The organism is Paraburkholderia sp. HC6.4b (assembly GCF_014200875.1).
GTDB lineage: Bacteria > Pseudomonadota > Gammaproteobacteria > Burkholderiales > Burkholderiaceae > Paraburkholderia > Paraburkholderia tuberum.
On the sequence record NZ_JACHDC010000016.1, the window covers coordinates 115415 to 134151 of the forward strand.

Here is an 18737-nt window from a genome sequence, read left to right on the forward strand (position 1 = left end):
ACCGGCCCGCGGGCCACCACACCGCCCCATTGTTCCGCGCCGCGCGCGACTCACGAGGTTCCGTCCATGAGTTCCAATTCACCGACCGCCGTCCGGCGCACGAACCCGCTTCGCTATCTGATTGCGGTGGCCATGGCCATTGCGCTCGCCGTCGCCGGTTACTTCGCGTTTGCCGGCCAGCAGCGCGTACCCGATGCGACCTTCACGCTGCTATCGGGACAGAAGCTGACGACAGCGGACCTCAAAGGCAAGGTTTATCTGGTCAACTTCTGGGCAACGAGTTGCGACACCTGCATGAAGGAAATGCCGCAGATGGTCGAGACCTATAACCGCTTCAAGGGCCAGGGCCTCGAATTCGTCGCGGTGGCAATGAACTACGACGCGCCGATGTACGTGACCAATTACACGCAAACGCGTCAGCTGCCGTTCAAGGTCGCGATGGACGACGGCTCGGCCGCCAAGCAGTTCGGCAACGTGCAGCTCACGCCGACCACCTTCGTCGTCGATAAAGACGGCAAGATCCTGAAGCGCTATGTCGGCGAGCCGCAGTTCGCGGAACTCGACCAGTTGCTCGCGAAAGCGCTGAAGGCTGGCGCGGCTTAAGCCGGCGCAAGCAGATCCCCACACGCCGGCGCAACCTCCCGCCGCCGGCGTCCGCCTCCTCACCGCTCCCCTTCCCCTTTGGCCGCAAGGCCATATCGCTTGATCTTCTCGTAGAGCGTCGCCTTGCCGAGCTGCAGCCGGTCCGCCGCGACCGCGACCACGCCGCCCGCCTGCTCCAACGCCTCGGCGATCATCGCGCGCTCGAACTGCTCGACACGCTCCTTCAGCGGATGGGTGGCCCCGCCGTCTTCGCCGAACGACAGCACCGGTTCGTCGGCGATGCCGAGCACGAAGCGGTCGGCGGCATTACGCAGCTCGCGCACGTTGCCCGGCCAGTCTCGCTGCATCAGACTCGCACGTTGGCGATCGGTGAGCATCGGCGCCGGCCGCTGATAACGGACGGCAGCATCGAGCAGGAAATGCTCGAACAGCGGCACGATGTCCTCGCGACGCTCGCTCAAAGGCGGCAGCGCGATCGTCACCACGTTGAGCCGGTACAGCAGATCGCGCCGGAACGAGCCATCCGCGACGTGCTCGGCCATGTCGCCTTTTGCAGCCGCGACCACGCGACAATTGACGCGAATCGGCTGATTCGAGCCGAGCCGTTCCAGCACGCCGTCCTGCAGCACGCGCAGCAGCTTGACCTGCAGCGCGAGCGGCATGCTCTCGATCTCGTCGAGAAACAGCGTGCCGCCCGACGCATGTTCGAGCTTGCCGATCCGCCGTTTGGCCGCGCCGGTGAACGCGCCCGGCTCGTAGCCGAACATCTCCGATTCGAACATCGGCTCGGGCAGCGCGCCGCAGTTCACCGCGATGAACGGCTTGTCACGCCGCGGCGACAGCTCGTGCAGGCTGCGCGCGATCAGCTCCTTGCCCGCGCCGGTATCACCGTTGATCAGGACGGACGCATCGGTCGGCGCGACGTTGGCGATCAGCCGCCGCACCTGCTCGATCGCCGGACTGCGGCCGATGATGCGCGGCGCGACCGCGTTCTGCCCGGCCAGCTCACGGCGCAGCGCGAGGTTTTCGAGCACGAGCTTGCGGCGCTCCAGCGCGCGCCGCACGGTTTCGATCAGCCGCTCGGACGCGAACGGCTTTTCGATGAAGTCGTAGGCGCCATCGCGCATCGCCTGCACGGCCATCGAGATCTCGCCGTGGCCGGTGACCAGAATCACCGGCACGTCGGGCGCGCGCTCGTGGCACTGCGCGAGCAGGTCGAGACCGCTCGCGCCGGGCAGCCGGATATCGCTGACGATCACGCCGGAGAAGTCCGCGCTGATCAGCTTCGCCGCGGCCTCGACCGACGCATGGCCGACCACGTCGAAGCCCGCCAGTTGCAGGCTCTGCACGCTCGCGCGGCGCACCAGTTCGTCGTCTTCGATATACAGCACTTGCAGGCCGTCGTTCATTGCGTGTTCCGGGTGATGCTTCGGGGTGAAATCAGGAGCCCGCGGTCAGCGAATCGTGCGAGGGGCTGGTCTGCACACGCGCGCGACGCAGCGTCAACACGAATGATGCGCCACCGTGCGGCGCGTTGCGCGCGACGAGCGAGCCGCCGCAATCGCGCGCGATCGACGATGAAATCGCGAGGCCAAGGCCGAGCCCCTGGCCCATTTCCTTCGTCGTGAAAAACGGTTCGAACAGGTGCGGCAACACGTCGTCGGGAATGCCGGGGCCGTTGTCGCCGACCGCGATCGACAGGGTCGCGACGCCGGCCTCCACCTCGACCGTGATATGCGGCGGGTTCATGCCGGCGGTTGCGTCGAGCGCGTTGCCGAGCAGGTTGATCAGCACCTGTTCGAGCCGCAGATCGTCGCAATTCGCGACCAGCTCCGGATGATCGTCGGCGAGATTCAGCGGCGTGCGCGCGCCGCCTGCCGCAGCGGCGGCGTCGGTGTCGGTGTCGGTGTCGGCCGCGGTATCGATCAGCACGAACTCGAGTTCGACGCCCTGCAGACGCTTTTGCAGCAACGCGACGACGTTGCGCAGGGCCCGCACGATCGACGCGCGCGCGCTGCGCGGTCGCGCGCGGCCGACGAACAGCTTCAGCTGGTTCGTGATCTTGCCCATGCGCTCGGTGAGCGCCGCGATCGCTTCGAGATTCTCGCGCGCCGATGCCTGATCGCCGCGTTCGAGCAGCACGCGCGTGTTATCGGAAAAACTGCGCAGCGCGGCGAGCGGCTGGTTCAGCTCGTGCGTGATGCCGGCCGCCATCTGACCGAGCGCGGCCAGCTTGCTTGCCTGGATCAGTTCGTCTTGCGCGGCGCGCAGTTCCTGCTCGGCGCGTGTACGCTCGGCGACTTCCTTGTGCAACTGCTCGTTCGCCTCGGACAGATCGGCGGTGCGCTCGGCGACGCGCTGGTTCAGCTCGGCATAGGCCTTCTGCAGCAGCGCGCGGCTGCGCATCATTTCGCGCACACGCGCGCGCCGCATGCGCCAGTAGAACGCGAGCAGCACCAGCGACACATAGCCGAAGCCGGTGACGATGGTCGCCTTGCGCGCGTCGGCATCGACCGGATCGACCGGCGACATCGTGATCAGATGCCAGTCCGGCTCGCCCATGGCGTGACGCGACGCGAGGAAGCGCGGCGCGGAGCGCCCGCCGCCGATGCGCAGGATCTGCGCATTGCCTTCGAGCATGCGCTCGACCGTCACCGGTAGCGGCTCGATCGGCTGCTGCGCGTACTGGCGAGCCAGGTAGATCGAATCGGCGATCTGGCCGGGCAGCGGCCGAATCGTGTGGTACTTCCACGCCGGCACCGACGACAGGAAGATCACGCCATGATCGTCGGTGACGACGAGCGGCTCGGACGCGTCCACGCCCTGAAACCATTCGAGATCGAGCTTGACGACCGCCACACCGACGATCTTGCCGTCGCGCCGCACCGGCTGCGAGATGTAGTAGCCGGGCGCCTGCGAAATCGTGCCGATGCCGAAGAAGCGGCCGACGCCGCCTTTCATTGCATCGACGAAATACGGCCGGAACAGATAGCCCGCGCCGACGAAGCTGCCCGGCCCGCGCCAGTTGCTGGCGGCGATGCAGTAGCCGTCGAGCGAAATGATGTAGGTGACCGTCGCGCGCGCGTGGCGGTTCAGGTCGTCGAGATAGAGATTCGCGCGCTTGACGTTGGCGAGATTCGGATCGATCAGCACGTCCTGCACGATCGGATGCTCGGCGAGCAGATACGGCAGCGATTCGTAGCGTTCGAGCGTGCTCTTGAGCGCGCTCGCGGTGCGCTCGGCGCGCACGGCGGCGTTGCGCCGCAGCGTGTCGACACCGCTTTTCCACGCAAGGCTGTAGGTGAGCCAGCATGCCGCCGCGAGCCCGGCCGCGAGCGCAAAGAGAATCAGCAGGCGGCGGGTCACGTTGGCAAAGTCCGATCGATGTGCATCGGACATTGTGGCATAGGGCGGCAAGGCGTCGCCGCCAGACGCGTCGCGGGCTGGGCCGCGACTTTTGCCGGCGGTGTCGCCGCCAGACGCCTCGAAAGGCCGCGCGGACGCCGGTTTCATGCTCAAGCGTCCGCGCTGGTCACGACAGGGTTGGCGAGGCGCGACTCAAACGCCGGCCGGCTCTTTGACCGCCACCTCGCCGCGCAGCACCTTGTTCAGCTTGCTGCGATCGAGCTCCTTTTCCCAGGCCGACACGACGACCGTCGCGACACCGTTGCCGACGATGTTCGTCAGCGCGCGGCACTCGCTCATGAACCGGTCGATGCCAAGGATCAGCACCATGCCCGACAGCGGAATCGTCGGCACCACGGCCAGCGTCGCCGCGAGCGTGATGAAGCCCGCGCCGGTCACGCCGCTCGCACCCTTCGAGGTCAGCATCGTCACCGCGAGCAGCGTCAGCTGCTGGCCCCACGTGAGGTCGGTGTTGGTCGCCTGAGCGATGAACAGCACCGCCATCGTCATGTAGATGTTGGTGCCGTCGAGGTTGAACGAGTAGCCGGTCGGCACCACGAGGCCCACCACCGAGCGCGAGCAGCCGAGCTTTTCGAGTTTCAGCATCAGCTGCGGCAGCGCGGCTTCGGACGAGCTCGTGCCGAGCACGATCAGCATCTCTTCCTTGATGTATGCGACGAAACGCAGGATGTTGAAGCCCACCGCCCGCGCGATCGCGCCGAGCACGACCACCACGAACACGATCGAGGTCAGATAGAACGTGCCGACCAGCTTGAGCATCGGCAGCAGCGAGCCGATGCCGTACTTGCCGATCGTAAAGGCCATCGCGCCGAACGCGCCGATCGGCGCGAGCTTCGTGATGATGCGCACCATGCCGAACAGGATGTGCGAGAGCCCTTCGATGAAGTTGGTCACCGGCTTGCCCTTCTCACCGGCCGTCGCGAGCACGGCGCCGAACAGCAGCGCGATCAGCAGGATCTGCAGGATCTCACCCTGCGCGAACGCCGACAACAGCGTGTCCGGAATGATGTGCATGAAGAAGTCGACCGTCGACTGGCCGTGCGCCTTCGCGGCATACGATGCAACCGCGCGGCCGTCGAGCGAGGCCGGATCGACGTTGAAGCCGGCGCCGGGTCGCAGCAGGTGCGTGGCGGCGAGGCCGAGCACCAGCGCGAAGGTCGAGACGATTTCGAAGTACAACAGCGCCTTGCCGCCGACGCGTCCGACCTTCTTCATGTCCTCCATGCCGGCGATGCCCGTCACGACCGTGCAGAAGATGATCGGCCCGATCACCATCTTGATCAGCTTGATGAAGCCATCGCCGAGCGGCTTCATGTCGATGGCGAGGTTCGGGTAGAAATGCCCGAGTACGATGCCGACGATGATCGCCACGATCACCTGGACGTACAGCACTTTATGGATAGGTTTCTTCACGATGGTTCCTGCGAGGGATATGAGCTGATGACCCGCCGCGAGGCGCGACACGCGAACGAAACGTCGTCGCGCGGGCGCACGTTAGCGGACCGCTGCAAAGACGACGAATTCAGAAATACCGGGAAGGGAAATCGGACATTTTGTCTCCTTGCTTTTTTGTCGGGCCGTGGCGGCCACGCGCTTTATTTCGCAAGGTCGATGCCAGTTTGATTTCAGACTGGAAGCCTTGATTTTTATGGGTTTCCCGGCACAGCTCGGCGCGCGCCGTCCGGGTTTCCGGAAATCCGGACGAGCGCTGTCGGGGAATCCGGAATTCGGTGCGCGCGCGTTTGCGGGGAAACCCGCAGGGGTTTGTGCGGAGCTTGCGAGCGCAACGTCACGTCAACAGATCGATCCGGTCCGTGCAGATCATGTCGACGCCCCATTCTTCGAGCAACCGCGCGCGCGCCGGATCGTTCACCGTGTAGGCGAGCACGCGCAGCCCGGCCGCGCGGATCTGCGCGACCAGCGGTTCGCTCAGATAGCGGTGACTCGCGTGCAGCGAGACGCAGTCGAGTTCGCGCACGATGCGCAGCCAGTCCGCCGGCACCCGCTCGAACAGCATGCCGCGCGGCAGCGACGGCGCGGCATCGCGCGCGGCGGCGAGCGCGTCGAACGAAAACGACGACACCAGCGGCGGCGTCTGCCCTTGCCAAAGCTCGAGCGCGCCCTGGGCGACCAGTGCGCCGGTGATGACTTCGCGGCCCGGACACGGCTTGATCTCGATGTTCGCCGCGATGCCGTCGCGCGCGCAACGCTCGGCCGCGTCGGCCAGCGTCGGGAGCCGCGTGCCGGTGAACTCCGCGCCGCGCCACGCGCCGGCATCCAGAGCGGCGAGTTGCTGCCATGTGTGCGTGGCCGCCGGCCCGTGGCCGTTGGTCGTGCGATCGAGCGTGTCGTCGTGCAGCAGGAACAGCGCGTTGTCGGCGGACAGCTTCGCGTCGAATTCGACCATGCGATAGCCGTAGCGCACGCAGGCGTCGAAACCGGCCAAGGTGTTTTCCGGCGCAAGCGTACCGCCACAGCGGTGCGCGATCAGCCGCGAATAAGGCCATTGTGCGGAGGTCCCGCGATCCATCGGGGTTGCCACGTGTCGTTTCCTTGCTGATAGAAGAGCGGTCTATGAAAAAAGCCCGCACATCGGCGGGCTTTTCGTTTCTGCGGGCGTGAAGCGAGGCAACAGCGGCGAGGCGCCAGCGCGTCAGACCACGCCGGCTCCATGCGCCTGCACGTCGGCGTGATAGCTCGAACGAACCATCGCGCCCACCGCGGCGTGCGTGAAGCCCATCTTGTACGCCTCTTCCTCGTACATCTTGAAGGTGTCCGGATGCACGTAAGCGCGGACCGGCAGATGGTGCTCCGACGGCTGCAGGTACTGGCCGATCGTCAGCATGTCGACGTCGTGCTCGCGCAGATCGCGCATCACTTGCAGGATTTCCTCTTCGGTTTCGCCGAGGCCGACCATCAGGCCGGACTTGGTCGCGACGTGCGGATGCAGCGCCTTGAAGTCCTTCAGCAGCTTCAGCGAATGCGCGTAATCCGACCCCGGGCGCGCTTCCTTGTACAGACGCGGCACCGTTTCGAGGTTGTGGTTCATCACGTCGGGCGGCGCCGCATTCAGGATGCCGAGCGCGCGGTCGAGGCGGCCACGGAAGTCCGGCGTCAGGATTTCGATACGCGTTTGCGGCGACAGCTCGCGCGTCTGACGGATACATTCGACGAAGTGCGCCGCGCCACCGTCGCGCAGATCATCACGGTCGACGCTGGTGATCACGACGTACTTCAACTTCAGCGCAGCGATGGTGCGCGCGAGGTTGGCCGGTTCGTCGGCGTCGAGCGGATCGGGACGGCCGTGGCCGACGTCGCAGAACGGGCAGCGACGCGTGCACTTGTCGCCCATGATCATGAAGGTCGCGGTGCCCTTGCCGAAACATTCGCCGATGTTCGGGCAGCTCGCCTCTTCACACACCGTGTGAAGATTGTGCTCGCGCAGGATCTGCTTGATCTCGTAGAAGCGCGAATTGCCGGTGGCCGCCTTCACGCGGATCCAGTCCGGCTTCTTCAGCTTTTCGATCGGAACGACCTTGATCGGGATGCGCGCGGTCTTGGCTTGCGCTTTCTGCTTCGCGGTGGCGTCGTAGGCGGCGGGGGCCGGCACGCCTTCGGGCGCGGGGGTGGCTGCTGCGGAATTCGCGGTTACGTCAGTCATTCGTTCGATCCAGTCAGGCGGTGAGCGCACCGGCCTGCGGTTGGGCGACGGCCGCGGGATTGCCGTCGAGGTTTGCGGTGAGACTTGCTGCGAGGGTACGGGCCACGTCGTCCCAGCCGGCGGCGATGCCGAGCGTCGCCATGTCGACTGTTTCGAGCCCCGCGTAGCCGCATGGATTGATCGCGAGAAACGGCCGCAGGTCCATGTTCACGTTCAGACTCACGCCGTGATAGCTGCAGCCGTTGCGGATTTTCAGGCCAAGCGCCGCGATCTTGGCGCCGGCATGGAGCCCGGCGTCGGGCCCAGGCGCCACGTAGATGCCGGGGGCGCCCGCCTTGCGTTCTCCGGCGAGATTATACGCCGCGAGGGTGTCGATCACGGCCTGCTCGATCCGGGTGACCAGCTCGCGCACCATCAGCTTGCGCCGACGCAGGTCGAGCAGCAGATAGGCGACCACCTGGCCGGGCCCGTGATACGTGATCTGCCCGCCGCGGTCGACCTTGACGAGCGGAATGTTGCTGTCTGCCGTGAGCAGGTGCGCCGGATCGCCGGCCTGGCCGAGCGTGAAGACGGGTGGATGCTCGACGAGCCAGATTTCGTCGGCGGTGTCGGCGGTGCGGGCGTCGGTGAAGGCGCGCATCGCGTCGAAACTGGCTTCGTAGGGTTCGCGGCCGAGCCAGCGCAGCATGAGCGGCTCGATGGCAGGTAGCGGAGACGGAGAGACCGGGGTGGCGCACATGATTCCGGGAGTTTACCGAAATCTCGGAAACCGCGCCCGCGGCCACCGGGAACCTGCACAGCCGGGGCCGGTACGCTGCCGGCCCCGGCGTCATGCACGGCTTTTGCGCCGCGCCACCGTCAAACGGTGTGCCAGCCGCCGCGCACACGCATCATCCAGCGCTCGCCGATGCGAGCGAGCCAGTTCAGCGCGCGCTCGTCGCAGCGCGTCGGCACCGAGAACGTAACCTTCGCGAACGTGGCACCCTCGGCGCTGAGCCAGAGCCGCTCGCCGCGCCGCAGATGCAGCGTCTGCCCAGGCTGCAGCCAGTAGTCCTTCGTGTCGTCGCTGCGCGTGACCCACACTGCGCCGCCATGCACGCGCAACTTCGTGCTGCGCGCGACCTTCAGCGGCAGCGTGTCGCCAGTGCGGATTTCATATGCAATACTAGAGGAAATTTCTCGCATGAGGCCCTCGCCAAAAATCGTTTCATGACTAGAATCCTATGTGCAGCAAGGACTTGGGCAAAACGATCAATTTTCACGTCTATGTGAGAAATATTGCGATGGACCTCCGTCAACTCCCCGCCCTGAACGCGATCAAGGCGTTCGAAGCCGCCGCCCGCCACGAAAGCTTTTCGCGCGCCGCCGACGAGTTGTTCGTCACGCACGGCGCGGTCAGCCACCAGATCCGCGCGCTCGAGGCCGAGCTCGGCGTGTCGCTGTTCGCGCGCGACGGCAAGCGCGTGCGCCTCACCGAAACCGGCCGTCGCTACGCCACCCAGGTGCGCGCCGCGTTGATGGAGCTCGCCGACGCGACTCGCGCGATCCGTGCCGGCGACCGCGAGCGGCGCCTCGTGATATCGATGCTGTCGTCGTTCGCGGCCCGCTGGGTGACGCCGCGCATCGGCAGCTTTATCGAGGCAAATCCGCAGTGGGATCTCGAATTGCTGACCACCAATGCGCTGACGGACTTCGCGCGCGACGACGTCGACGTCGCGATCCGTTTCGGCTTCGGCAAATATCCGGGGCTGCACGCCGAGCTGCTGCTCGACGAGATTTTCTTCCCCGCCTGCTCGCCCAACTTCAACGGCGGCAAGCTGCCGCAAACCCCGGCCGATCTCGCCAAAGTCCCGCTGCTGCGCTCCGACGACGAGCTATGGCGCCCATGGTTCGACGCCGCCGGCCTCACCGACTGGCCGGAGCCGAAGCGCGGCGTGCTGTATCAGGATTCGTCGAATCTGTTGCAGGCGGCCGTCGACGGCCAGGGGGTCGCGCTGACGCGCCGCTCGCTCGCGATGCACGAAATCGCGGCGGGCCGGCTCGTGCGGCTCTTTGATGTGGATGGGCCGAGCCCGTGGCAATACTATTTGGTCTGCCTGCCGCAGACGCTGGGGACCGCGCGGGTCAAGGCGTTTCGCGACTGGTTGTTCGACGAGGTGGCGCGCTTCAGGCTGCTGTTCGATCTCGCCTGCGAGGCGGGTCCCGCGGCGAGCGCGCGCCTGGCGGCGCAGGGAGTGACGGCGGACGCGTTGCGCGTCGCGCCGTAAGGTGAAAAACCGCGCGGTGTTACAGCACGACCTTGACCATCGGATGGCCGGTCAGCGCGCGATAGATGTCGTCGAGATGCGCGCGGCTCGTTGCCCGCACGTGGACGGTCAGCCCCGTGTAGGTGCCGCTGCTCGACGGCCGCGTCTCGACGCGCGACGCATCGACCTCGCTATCGAACACGCGCACCACTTCGACGATCGTCGCGGCAAACTCGGGGTGCGATTTGCCCATGATCTTGATCGGGAAATCGCAGGGGAATTCAAACAGTGAGTCGTTCTCGGGGTTCATTCTCTACTCCTTCTTCCGCCGCGGCGGCTTCAGCCGCCTTGGCTCGCTGATACGCCGCATACAGCTGCGCAAACACCGCGCCCGGGCGGCCCGCGCCGACCGGCGCGCCATCGAGCCGCGTGACCGGCAGCACTTCCTTGGTCGCCGAGCTGACGATGATTTCATCGGCCGCGCGCACTTCAGCTTCGGTGATGTCGCGCGCTTCGAAGCGGATACCGCATTCGGCCGTCAGCTCCTCGATGAGCCCATAGCGGATCCCTTCGAGAATCCTGTTGCTGCGCGGCGGCGCGGCCAGCACGCCATCCTTCACGATCCACACGTTCGACGACGACCCTTCGGTCAGCAAACCATCGCGGAACTGCAGCGTCTCGAAGGCGTCGTTTTCGGCCGCGTATTGCGCCATCAGCACGTTGCCGAGCAGCGACACCGACTTGATGTCGCAATTGAGCCAGCGACGATCCTCGGCGCTCACGCACGGGACACCGCTTGCGCGCTGCGCGGCGGCGGGCAGGTTCAGCGCGGTGACCATCACGAACACGGTCGGCTTCACGCCGGCCGGAAATGCGTGAGCGCGCTTCGCGACGCCACGCGTGACCTGGATGTATGCGATCGCGTCCTGATCGACACGCAAGCCGCCGTCCGTTTCGTTGGCCTCGGCCACGCGTCCGATCAGCTCGCGCCAGCCAGCGTCGTCGAGCGGATTGGCGATGCCGATCTTGGCGACCGAGCGCGCGAGACGCGCCAGATGCTGCTTCAGACGAAACGCGGTGCGCCGTCCGCTCGCGTGCGCGTACAACGGCGCCACTTCGTAAATGCCGTCGCCGAAAATGAAGCCGCGGTCGAGCACCGGCACGCGCGCTTCGGACAACGGCACCAGTTCGCCGTTCAGATGAACGATCGGGTCCGGCGAAACCTCGGAGACAACGGTCATTGCGACGTAGCCCTTACTTTTTCTTGTTGAACATCAGCATCAGCGAATCCCACACGCGGCCCACCACACCGGCTTGCTGCACCGGCTGCAACGCGACCACCGGGAATTGCGCGAGCACCTTGCCGTCGGCGACGAGCTTGGCGGTGCCGATCTGCTGGCCGTTGGCGATCGGCGCGACGAGCGGATCGTTGAGTTCGATCTGCGGCTTCGCCTTGTCGGCGGCGCCCTTCGGCAGCGTGATGTACTGGTCGCTCTTCACGCCGACCTGCACGCTGTCCTGCGAACCCTTGTAGACGCGCGGCGTGGCCACGACCTGGTTCGCCTTGTACAGACGCGTCGTGTCGTAGGCGGTGTAGCCGTAGTTGAGCATCTTCAGGCTGTCCTGCACGCGGTCGTGCTCCTTGGTCTCGCCCATCATCACCGAGACGAGACGGCGCGACGCGTCGGTCGTGCCCGGCAGCGGACGCTTCGCGCTCGCGATCAGGCAGTAGCCGGCCGCTTGCGTGTGACCGGTCTTCAGACCGTCGACGGTCGGGTCGATCCACAGCAGACGGTTGCGGTTCGGCTGCTTGATCTTGTTGTACGTGAATTCCTTGACCGAGAAGATGTTGTAGTACTCGGGATAGTCGCGAATCAGGCGGGCCGACAGGATCGCGAGATCGCCCGCCGTGGTGTAGTGCTGCGGGTCGGGCATGCCGTTCACGTCGGCGAAATGCGTGTGCGTCATGCCGAGCTTTTGCGCCTCCTTGTTCATCATGTCGACGAACTGCGCCTCGCTGCCGCCCACCAGTTCGGCGAGCGCAATTGCCGCGTCGTTGCCCGACTGCACGATCATGCCGTACACGAGGTCGTGCACGGTCACCGGCTTGAGCGCCTCGATGAACATGCGCGATTCGTCGTTGCGCACGCGCCGCACGGCTTCGCTCGGCTCGATGCTCTGATCCATCGTGATCTTCTTCGTGTCGAGCGCCTCGAACACGAGATACGCGGTCATCAGCTTGGTCAGCGACGCCGGCTCGACGCGCTCGTCGGCATTGGCGGACGCGAGCACCTGGTTGCTGGTCGCGTCGACGAGCACCCACGAGCGCGCGTTGACGCCCGGCGGCGGCACCTGAGCGAACGCGGTGCCGGCGACGAGCGTGGCCGGCAGCACGAGGCCGACGGCGATGGCGCGATTGAGCGAAGCGGGAACGAAAGAAGCGAGTGACGGGAATGCCGTGCGGCCAGAGGAGGAGAAACGCATAGGGTCGATTCGTGCAGAAAAATTCGTTGCGCGACAGCGCGCGGAGTTGGGGGAGCCGGTCGGCGGGGCATCTGGCCGTAAAACGGCGGGCGCCCGTTGGACTGATGGCGACGCAATCGGTTCGCGAGCGCAGCGCTGCGCACCCGGCCGCGCCCTCCCGCGAAATGATTCCGCGGCGCGCGATTCTGCCGGCTGGGCGGCGCTGTGCCCAAAAAAAGAGCGCCCATTATACGCGCGCTACCTGGTCAGCTTCGCGCGCGTGTCGTCGATTTGCACACGTTTGCGCGCACCTGTCCCCCGCAAAATGCGCGTCGCGCGTTTTCAGCGCCAGGCGTCGACGATGATCCGCTTCAGGATGTGAAGCTTGCGATGCAGAAAGTGCTCGGCGCCCGGAATCACGACGACCGGCAGTTCCTGCGGCCGCGCCCAGTCGAACACGGACTGGACGGGGACGGTCTCGTCGACTTCGCCGTGGATCACGAGCGTGCTTTCGGGCACGGGTGCGACGTCCCAGCGGCTCGCCGCGGTACCGACGAACACGATGCGCTCGATTTCCCGGCCTTCATCGCGCAGCTTCGCCGCGACGTGCGACAGCACCACGGTGCCGAACGAAAAGCCCGCCAATACGAGCGGCAGATCGCCGTAGTCCGGATCTGCGCGCATGTGCTCGAGCACCGCGCGCAGATCGTCGCGCTCGCCGACGCCCGCGTCGTGCTCGCCCTGGGTCTGGCCGACGCCGCGGAAATTCGACCGGTAAGTGACGTAGTTCAGCTGCACGAGCGTGCGCGCGAGGGTCTGCGCGACCTTGTTGTCCATCGTGCCGCCAAACAGCGGATGCGGATGCGCGACGAGCGCGATGCCGCGTGGCGCGGCGCCTTTTTCGCGCACGCCGTCGGGCAGGTCCAGCGCGACCTCGATCTTGCCGACCGGGCCGTCGATCAGATACTTCTTCGTGTTGACGTTCATCGGGATGGATCGTTTTGTGGTTCGCGCTATTGATCGATCTTCAGACGCTCGACGATCTTGCCGTTCGCAAGATGCGATTCGACGATCTCGTCGATGTCGCTCTCGTCGACATAGGTGTACCAGACCGCCTCGGGATACACGACGAGCGTCGGGCCCAGTTCGCAGCGATCGAGGCAGCCGGCCTTGTTGATGCGCACCTGGCCGGGCCCGGCGAGGCCGAGTTGCTTCACGCGTTGTTTCGCGTATTCCTGCATCGCCTGTGCGTTGCAGTTCGCGCAGCTCGGACGCTCGGCGCCGGGGTCGCGTTGATTCAGACAGAAGAAAACGTGGTGCTTGTAGAAGGAATCCATGATGTTCGGGAGGCGAGCCTGAAAGGAAGTGCAATGGCGGTGCGGACGATTATAGCGACCGGGCTGTGCGAGCGTCGGGACCTGGCGGCCGGCGCGCAAGCACGTCACGCCCGCCTCGCGCGCCGCTTGAGCCACGCCCGCTCGACCGCGAACGCGAGCCACACCAGCGCCGCATAGGGCCATATCCATGCGAGCCAGCGCGCGAGCCCGTTGAAATGCAGATAGCGTCCCTGCCGCCAGTCGGCGAGCACGGCGTCGAAATACGGGTTCACCGGCAGCAGATTGACGAACACGAGTGCGACGACCAGCGCGACCCCGGCGAGCGTCGCACGCAACCGCCGCCGCAGCGGCAGCGCGACGAGCGCCGCGACGGTGCCGCACACGAGTCCGATTAGCGCGCCGGGCGTCGCCCAGTCGAACGCGAGGCCCGATTGCGATTGCAGGAACGTCGCGCCGGCCTTCACGCACAAGGTCGCGACGATGAACACGAACAGCAGGCGCACGCGCGGCGCATGGCGGCGCGCCGGCAGCGATGCAAGCGCGAGCGCCGCGAACAGGTTTAGCGCCGTGATCAGCGCTTCCCATGTGTCGTCGTCCAGCCACGCGGCGGCCGCCGCCGGCCATGCGCCGACATGCCACGCGGACGGCGTCCACGCGAGCAGCGCGTCCTGGGTGGCCGGATCGACGCTCAGCCACAGCGCGCGCGGCCAGTTGCCGAGACCGAACAGACGCGGCGACGGATACATCGTCGCAAACGGCCACGCGGCGACGAGGCACGCGAGCGTCGCATGGCCGCGCTCGAACCACAGCAACCGCAAACGCCTGAGCAGGCCGCGGTCGAGCAGCGCGCCGGTCAACGGCGACATCACCGCCGCGCCGACGAGCGCGCCCAGCGTGTTGGCGGCGAGATCGAGATTGGAGGCGACGCGTGTCGGCAGATAGGTCTGCACGGCTTCCATCGTGCCTGACAGCAGACCGCCCAACACGAACGCGAGCGCGACGGCCAGCGTGCCGCGCCAACGCGGGTACACCGCGAGCACCACCAGCGCGCCGAACGGCATATAGCCGAGCACGTTGGTGACGACGTCGAACGCCGTCAGGTACTGCGGCATCGGATCGAACAGATAGGCGAACGGCGTGATGCCGAGCGAGCGCCAGCCCGAGAACGGATACCACGACCCGTAGACGATCAGCGCCGTGTAAAGCAGCAGCGCCTGACGGGCCAGCGTCGACGGGCGGCGCAGCCAGGGGCGTTCGCTCATGCAGCGCTCCGTTGCGTGCGCTGCCCGCCCGTCATTGCGCGGCGACCAGCGCCTGCGAGCCGAGCCACGTGGTGATCTGCGCGACGAGGTCGTCGCTGGCCGCGGCGAGCGCCCGCGCGCCGCCGGCCGCATCCGCCGAATGCGCGGGCGCGTGCGCGACGAAGGTCTGCTGGCCGATCACCTTGCCGCCCTGCATCAGCGTCGCGCGCGCGGTGATCGCGCCGTGGCTGTCCGTCTGGCTGTCGAACACCTGCTCGAACTCGGTCAGATCGACCCGCAGCACCGGCGCGCTCACGCCGTCCGCGCCCGTCAGCACGGTGCCGCGTTCGCTCAGCGTGTTGCGCAGGCGCTGCGTCAGCAGTTGCGACGGCATCATCGTCCAGTGGCTGTTGGCGTAGGCGGCCGTCTGCTGCGCGTCGGCGTAGCTCAGCCGATAAGTCATCCGGTCGGATTCGAGCACGGACGGCGCGCTGACCTCCAGCACCTTGACGGCCGGCAGCCGGCTCGCCGCGGCGGCCTGCGGCGGTGGTCCGAAGTCGTAGCGGACATCCGACACCACCGCGGACGTGCCCGCGCAGCCCGCCGCCAGCACGCCGAACGCAAGCAGCGCCGCGAGCGCGGCGCGCGCGGACAACAGTCGGTGAATCGAGCGTGACATGGGCATCTTCCTCTGTTCTAGCCTGCGGATTTAGTGAGCTGCGGGCGCGGTAGCGGCGGGCCACGCGAAGCCGGCCTCGCCCGGACCCGGTGCCGGGCGCGGCGCGCCGAACAGCACGCTGCGCGGATTGGTGTTGAAGGTGTCGGCGGCGCGGTCGATCGATTGCGCCGCCGCGCGCACGTCCTCGGTCAGCGAATTGACGCGCGGCAGCGTCTCGTAGCCGACCCGCGCGGACAGGTCCTGCAGCGACATGTTCATCTGCCCGAGCGCATCGCCCGCCTGCTGCGCGGCCGTGCCGACCTTGTCCAGATTGCGCTCGAGGGGCCCGTCCGGACGGTTCAGGCCGGTGATCATCTGGTTGGTCGACGCGAGCGTGCGGTTCAGCTGGTCGATCGTGCCGGGCAGCTTGCTGGCGACGGGCCCCATCTGACGGGTCAGCGTCGCGACGCCCGAAGCGGCCTGCGCGATGCTCGCCGCCGTGTCGTGCAACTGCGCGACCATTTCCGGCGACAGCATGTCGTTCACGTTGTCGGTGACTTTTTCGAGCTTGCGCAGCAGCACCTCGCCGCGTCGCTGCAACTGGTCGAACAGACCCGGGCGCATCGGCAATTGCGCGACCTTTTGGGCCGACGACGGCAGCGGGGTCAGATCGCGCCCGGTATCGTCGAGCTGGATGAACGCGATGCCGGTCACGCCCTGCAAGCCGAGGCTGCCGAACGTCGAATGCGTGATCGGCGCGTGCTCGTCGACCATGATGCGGATCAGGATCTGCCCCGGATGTGTCGGATCGAACTTGATCGACTGCACACGGCCGACGTCGAGCCCGCGAAAGCGCACCGCCGCGTCCGCAAAGAGGCCGTTCACGCTGGTGCGCGCGATCAGGTCGTACGGCACCCGCACGGTGCGGTCGACGTTGAACAGATACGCCGCCAGCGCGATCGCCGCCGTCAGCACGACCGTGAAGAGCCCGGCCCAGAACGCATGCGCTTTGTTTTCCATTGTCAGTTTCCCTGGTTCATAGCGGCCCGCTTCATGGCGGCCCGCCTCACAGCGGCAACTCGGACGACGCCGGCTCGAGCGCCGCCTGCGGCAGCTTCGCGCGGCGCTCGGGCGGCAGCGCCTGCAGCGCGCGGCGCCCGCGCAGGCCGAGGAAATATTCGTGGATGAACGGATGGTCGACGCCCGCGGCCTCCTCGACCGGGGCGTTGACGAGCACTTTGCGATCGGCCAGCACGGCCACGCGTGTCGACAGTGCGACCATCGTATCGAGATCGTGCGTGATCATCACGACCGTCAGACCGAGCGCGCGATGCAGCCCCGAGATCAGCTCGACGAATTCGTCGGACGCCTCCGGGTCGAGGCCGGCGGTCGGTTCGTCGAGGAACAGCAGTTCGGGTTCGAGCGCGATCGCGCGCGCGATGCCAACCCGCTTGATCATGCCGCCCGACAGCGCCGATGGCATCTTCGACGCGTGCTTGCACGGCAGCCCGACCATTTCGAGCTTCAGCATCACGATGTCGCGCAGCAGGTCTTCGGGCACCTTGCCGAGCTCGCGCACCGGTTGCGCGACGTTGTCGAACACGGACAGCGACGAGAACAGCGCGCCGCGCTGGAACAGCATGCCGGAGCGGCTGCGCATCAGCAGCGCGGTGTCGGGCGAGATCGTTGCGAGGTCTTCGCCGAACAGCTTGATCGTGCCCCTCGACGGGCGCTCGAGGCCGAGAATCTGCCGCACCAGCGTGGTTTTGCCCGAGCCCGAGCCGCCGACGATCGACACGATCTCGCCGCGCCGCACGTCGAGGCTCAGATGCTGATGCACGATGTTGCGGCCGTAGCGCTTGGTGATGTCGATCACCTCGATCACCGGCTCGGCGATCGACGGTACGGGTTGGCCGCGTACGGCTTCGGTGAGTGGCGCGATCATCCTAGCCCCACGTTTTGAAAGAGGATCGCGAACACCGCGTCCGCGAGAATCACGATGGTGATCGACGTGACCACCGAGGTCGTCGTGCCTTCGCCGAGACTCTGCGAATTGGCTTTGATACGGAAGCCGAAATGACAGCCGGCGATCGCGATCAGCATGCCGAATACCGCGCCCTTGCCAAGCCCGATCCACAGGTTCGCGATCGGCACGACGTTCGGCAGCTGGCGCGCGAAGAAGCTCATGTCGATGCCGAGCACGAGCTTCGCGGCGAGCGCGCCGCCCGTCAACGAGATCACGTTGGTCCACATCACGAGCAGCGGCATCGCGACGGCCAGTGCGATCACGCGCGGCAGGATCAGCCGCAGGCCGTGCGGGATGCCCATTACGCGCATCGCGTCGAGCTCCTCGGTCACGCGCATCACGCCGATCTGCGCGGTGATCGCCGAGCCCGAGCGGCCCGCCACCAGAATCGCCGACAGCACCGGGCCGAGTTCGCGAATCACCGCGAGGCCGAGAATATTGACGATGAACTGGTTCGCGCCAAACATGCGCAATTGCTGTGCCGACAGATAGCTCAACACGATGCCGATCAGGAACGCGACCAGCGCGGTGATCGGCAGCGCGCGAGCGCCGGCGTTGTAGATATTCGCGGAGATTTCGGTCCACGGCGTGAGTTTCGGCTTGCGCGCGATCGCGAGCAGATCGAGCACGAAGCGCCCGAGCATCGCGACGCCGCCCTGCAGGTGCTCGACGAACGAGAAGAGCCCGAGGCCGAGACGCGTAAAGGGATCGAGGCGCGTGACCGGCTCGGCGCTCTCGCGCACCGTGTCGAGCAGCGCGATGCGCTCGAAGATGTCGCGCTGCGTGTCCGTGAGCGCGGTGCCCGGCGGCATCTTGCGGCCCCACACGCGCCACAGCGCCTGGCCGCCGACGTGGTCCATCCTGTCGACGCGCGACAGGTCCCACTCGCCGATGCCCTGCGCGCCGGTCAGCGAACGCAGTTGCGGAATCACGTGCCCGGTGTCGCGATCGCGCGCGAGCGCGAGCGCCGTCCACTGGCCCGAGAGACGGACGATCTTGCCTTGGCTGCCGGCCGCGACTTCAAGGCCGGGCGGAGTGTCATTGTTCAAGGATCGCGTGAATCTGGTTATCGGATT

19 protein-coding genes are annotated in these 18737 nt (G+C 66.6%); 2 read left to right on the top strand and 17 right to left on the bottom strand.

Features of this window, described 5'->3' with window-relative positions:
- Positions 1 to 66 precede the first annotated feature (66 nt).
- Complete coding sequence (locus tag HDG34_RS23745) at positions 67 to 603, top strand: TlpA disulfide reductase family protein (protein WP_184062571.1); 537 nt, start codon at positions 67 to 69, stop codon at positions 601 to 603.
- A 59-nt stretch (positions 604 to 662) separates the two neighbouring features.
- On the opposite strand, the gene HDG34_RS23750 is transcribed toward HDG34_RS23745, so the two are convergent.
- The 7 genes from HDG34_RS23750 to HDG34_RS23780 form a co-directional block, all read right to left on the bottom strand.
- Positions 663 to 2012 (bottom strand): sigma-54 dependent transcriptional regulator, encoded by a 1350-nt coding sequence (locus tag HDG34_RS23750; RefSeq protein WP_184062573.1) that lies wholly within the window; start codon positions 2010 to 2012, stop codon positions 663 to 665.
- A gap of 31 nt (positions 2013 to 2043) precedes the next feature.
- Positions 2044 to 4116 carry an ATP-binding protein gene (locus HDG34_RS23755; RefSeq protein ID WP_184062576.1) on the bottom strand — a complete coding sequence of 691 codons (2073 nt, stop codon included), beginning with the start codon at positions 4114 to 4116 and terminating at the stop codon, positions 2044 to 2046.
- A gap of 45 nt (positions 4117 to 4161) precedes the next feature.
- Entirely contained in the window at positions 4162 to 5442 is a 1281-nt protein-coding gene (locus tag HDG34_RS23760; RefSeq protein ID WP_184062578.1) for a dicarboxylate/amino acid:cation symporter, read from the bottom strand.
- A gap of 376 nt (positions 5443 to 5818) precedes the next feature.
- Positions 5819 to 6571, bottom strand: a complete 753-nt coding sequence (ugpQ, locus tag HDG34_RS23765; protein WP_184062580.1) for a glycerophosphodiester phosphodiesterase — start codon at positions 6569 to 6571, stop codon at positions 5819 to 5821.
- A 111-nt stretch (positions 6572 to 6682) separates the two neighbouring features.
- Positions 6683 to 7690 carry a lipoyl synthase gene (lipA, locus tag HDG34_RS23770; protein ID WP_018419279.1) on the bottom strand — a complete coding sequence of 336 codons (1008 nt, stop codon included), beginning with the start codon at positions 7688 to 7690 and terminating at the stop codon, positions 6683 to 6685.
- Positions 7691 to 7703: 13 nt separating this feature from the next.
- A complete protein-coding gene (lipB, locus tag HDG34_RS23775) occupies positions 7704 to 8429 on the bottom strand; it encodes a lipoyl(octanoyl) transferase LipB (RefSeq protein WP_184062582.1) in 726 nt (241 codons plus the stop codon).
- A 119-nt stretch (positions 8430 to 8548) separates the two neighbouring features.
- Positions 8549 to 8875, bottom strand: a complete 327-nt coding sequence (locus HDG34_RS23780; protein ID WP_090802839.1) for a DUF2917 domain-containing protein — start codon at positions 8873 to 8875, stop codon at positions 8549 to 8551.
- Positions 8876 to 8973: 98 nt separating this feature from the next.
- On the opposite strand from HDG34_RS23780, the gene HDG34_RS23785 reads away from it, so the two are divergent.
- Positions 8974 to 9957, top strand: a complete 984-nt coding sequence (locus HDG34_RS23785) for a transcriptional regulator GcvA (RefSeq protein WP_184062584.1) — start codon at positions 8974 to 8976, stop codon at positions 9955 to 9957.
- Between the two features lie 19 nt (positions 9958 to 9976).
- Here the strand turns inward: HDG34_RS23785 and HDG34_RS23790 are convergent, their stop codons facing one another.
- The 10 genes from HDG34_RS23790 to HDG34_RS23835 form a co-directional block, all read right to left on the bottom strand.
- Complete coding sequence (locus tag HDG34_RS23790) at positions 9977 to 10246, bottom strand: DUF493 family protein (protein ID WP_129960330.1); 270 nt, start codon at positions 10244 to 10246, stop codon at positions 9977 to 9979.
- Positions 10218 to 11177: a D-amino acid aminotransferase gene (locus HDG34_RS23795; protein WP_184062586.1), complete on the bottom strand. Its 960-nt coding sequence runs from the start codon at positions 11175 to 11177 to the stop codon at positions 10218 to 10220. The genes HDG34_RS23790 and HDG34_RS23795 overlap by 29 nt, the downstream gene beginning before the upstream one ends.
- Positions 11178 to 11190: 13 nt before the next feature.
- Positions 11191 to 12420, bottom strand: coding sequence for a D-alanyl-D-alanine carboxypeptidase family protein (locus HDG34_RS23800; RefSeq protein ID WP_184062588.1), 1230 nt, complete (start codon positions 12418 to 12420; stop codon positions 11191 to 11193).
- A 321-nt stretch (positions 12421 to 12741) separates the two neighbouring features.
- Positions 12742 to 13386, bottom strand: a complete 645-nt coding sequence (locus HDG34_RS23805) for an alpha/beta hydrolase (protein WP_090802833.1) — start codon at positions 13384 to 13386, stop codon at positions 12742 to 12744.
- A gap of 26 nt (positions 13387 to 13412) precedes the next feature.
- Positions 13413 to 13736 (bottom strand): ferredoxin, encoded by a 324-nt coding sequence (locus HDG34_RS23810; protein ID WP_090802831.1) that lies wholly within the window; start codon positions 13734 to 13736, stop codon positions 13413 to 13415.
- Positions 13737 to 13840: 104 nt separating this feature from the next.
- On the bottom strand, positions 13841 to 14998 hold the full coding sequence (locus HDG34_RS23815; RefSeq protein WP_090802829.1) for a VanZ family protein: 1158 nt from the start codon (positions 14996 to 14998) through the stop codon (positions 13841 to 13843).
- A gap of 31 nt (positions 14999 to 15029) precedes the next feature.
- Positions 15030 to 15656 carry an ABC-type transport auxiliary lipoprotein family protein gene (locus HDG34_RS23820; protein ID WP_184062590.1) on the bottom strand — a complete coding sequence of 209 codons (627 nt, stop codon included), beginning with the start codon at positions 15654 to 15656 and terminating at the stop codon, positions 15030 to 15032.
- A gap of 30 nt (positions 15657 to 15686) precedes the next feature.
- Entirely contained in the window at positions 15687 to 16655 is a 969-nt protein-coding gene (locus tag HDG34_RS23825; protein ID WP_184062592.1) for an MlaD family protein, read from the bottom strand.
- A gap of 46 nt (positions 16656 to 16701) precedes the next feature.
- Positions 16702 to 17580, bottom strand: coding sequence for an ABC transporter ATP-binding protein (locus tag HDG34_RS23830; RefSeq protein WP_018419267.1), 879 nt, complete (start codon positions 17578 to 17580; stop codon positions 16702 to 16704).
- Positions 17577 to 18710 (bottom strand): ABC transporter permease, encoded by a 1134-nt coding sequence (locus tag HDG34_RS23835; protein WP_184062594.1) that lies wholly within the window; start codon positions 18708 to 18710, stop codon positions 17577 to 17579. The genes HDG34_RS23830 and HDG34_RS23835 overlap by 4 nt, the downstream gene beginning before the upstream one ends.
- Positions 18711 to 18737: the final 27 nt, after the last annotated feature.

Bases quoted from the DNA above. Each gene is read 5' to 3' on its own strand.
- HDG34_RS23805 (WP_090802833.1), bottom strand. From the start codon at position 13,386: ATGAACGTCAACACGAAGAAGTATCTGATCGACGGCCCGGTCGGCAAG.
- HDG34_RS23745 (WP_184062571.1), top strand. From the start codon at position 67: ATGAGTTCCAATTCACCGACCGCCGTCCGGCGCACGAACCCGCTTCGC.
- HDG34_RS23750 (WP_184062573.1), bottom strand. From the start codon at position 2,012: ATGAACGACGGCCTGCAAGTGCTGTATATCGAAGACGACGAACTGGTG.
- HDG34_RS23795 (WP_184062586.1), bottom strand. From the start codon at position 11,177: ATGACCGTTGTCTCCGAGGTTTCGCCGGACCCGATCGTTCATCTGAAC.
- lipA (WP_018419279.1), bottom strand. From the start codon at position 7,690: ATGACTGACGTAACCGCGAATTCCGCAGCAGCCACCCCCGCGCCCGAA.
- HDG34_RS23800 (WP_184062588.1), bottom strand. From the start codon at position 12,420: ATGCGTTTCTCCTCCTCTGGCCGCACGGCATTCCCGTCACTCGCTTCT.
- HDG34_RS23755 (WP_184062576.1), bottom strand. From the start codon at position 4,116: ATGAAACCGGCGTCCGCGCGGCCTTTCGAGGCGTCTGGCGGCGACACC.
- HDG34_RS23825 (WP_184062592.1), bottom strand. From the start codon at position 16,655: ATGGAAAACAAAGCGCATGCGTTCTGGGCCGGGCTCTTCACGGTCGTG.
- HDG34_RS23790 (WP_129960330.1), bottom strand. From the start codon at position 10,246: ATGAACCCCGAGAACGACTCACTGTTTGAATTCCCCTGCGATTTCCCG.
- HDG34_RS23830 (WP_018419267.1), bottom strand. From the start codon at position 17,580: ATGATCGCGCCACTCACCGAAGCCGTACGCGGCCAACCCGTACCGTCG.
- HDG34_RS23780 (WP_090802839.1), bottom strand. From the start codon at position 8,875: ATGCGAGAAATTTCCTCTAGTATTGCATATGAAATCCGCACTGGCGAC.
- HDG34_RS23785 (WP_184062584.1), top strand. From the start codon at position 8,974: ATGGACCTCCGTCAACTCCCCGCCCTGAACGCGATCAAGGCGTTCGAA.
- HDG34_RS23820 (WP_184062590.1), bottom strand. From the start codon at position 15,656: ATGTCACGCTCGATTCACCGACTGTTGTCCGCGCGCGCCGCGCTCGCG.
- lipB (WP_184062582.1), bottom strand. From the start codon at position 8,429: ATGTGCGCCACCCCGGTCTCTCCGTCTCCGCTACCTGCCATCGAGCCG.
- HDG34_RS23810 (WP_090802831.1), bottom strand. From the start codon at position 13,736: ATGGATTCCTTCTACAAGCACCACGTTTTCTTCTGTCTGAATCAACGC.
- HDG34_RS23815 (WP_090802829.1), bottom strand. From the start codon at position 14,998: ATGAGCGAACGCCCCTGGCTGCGCCGCCCGTCGACGCTGGCCCGTCAG.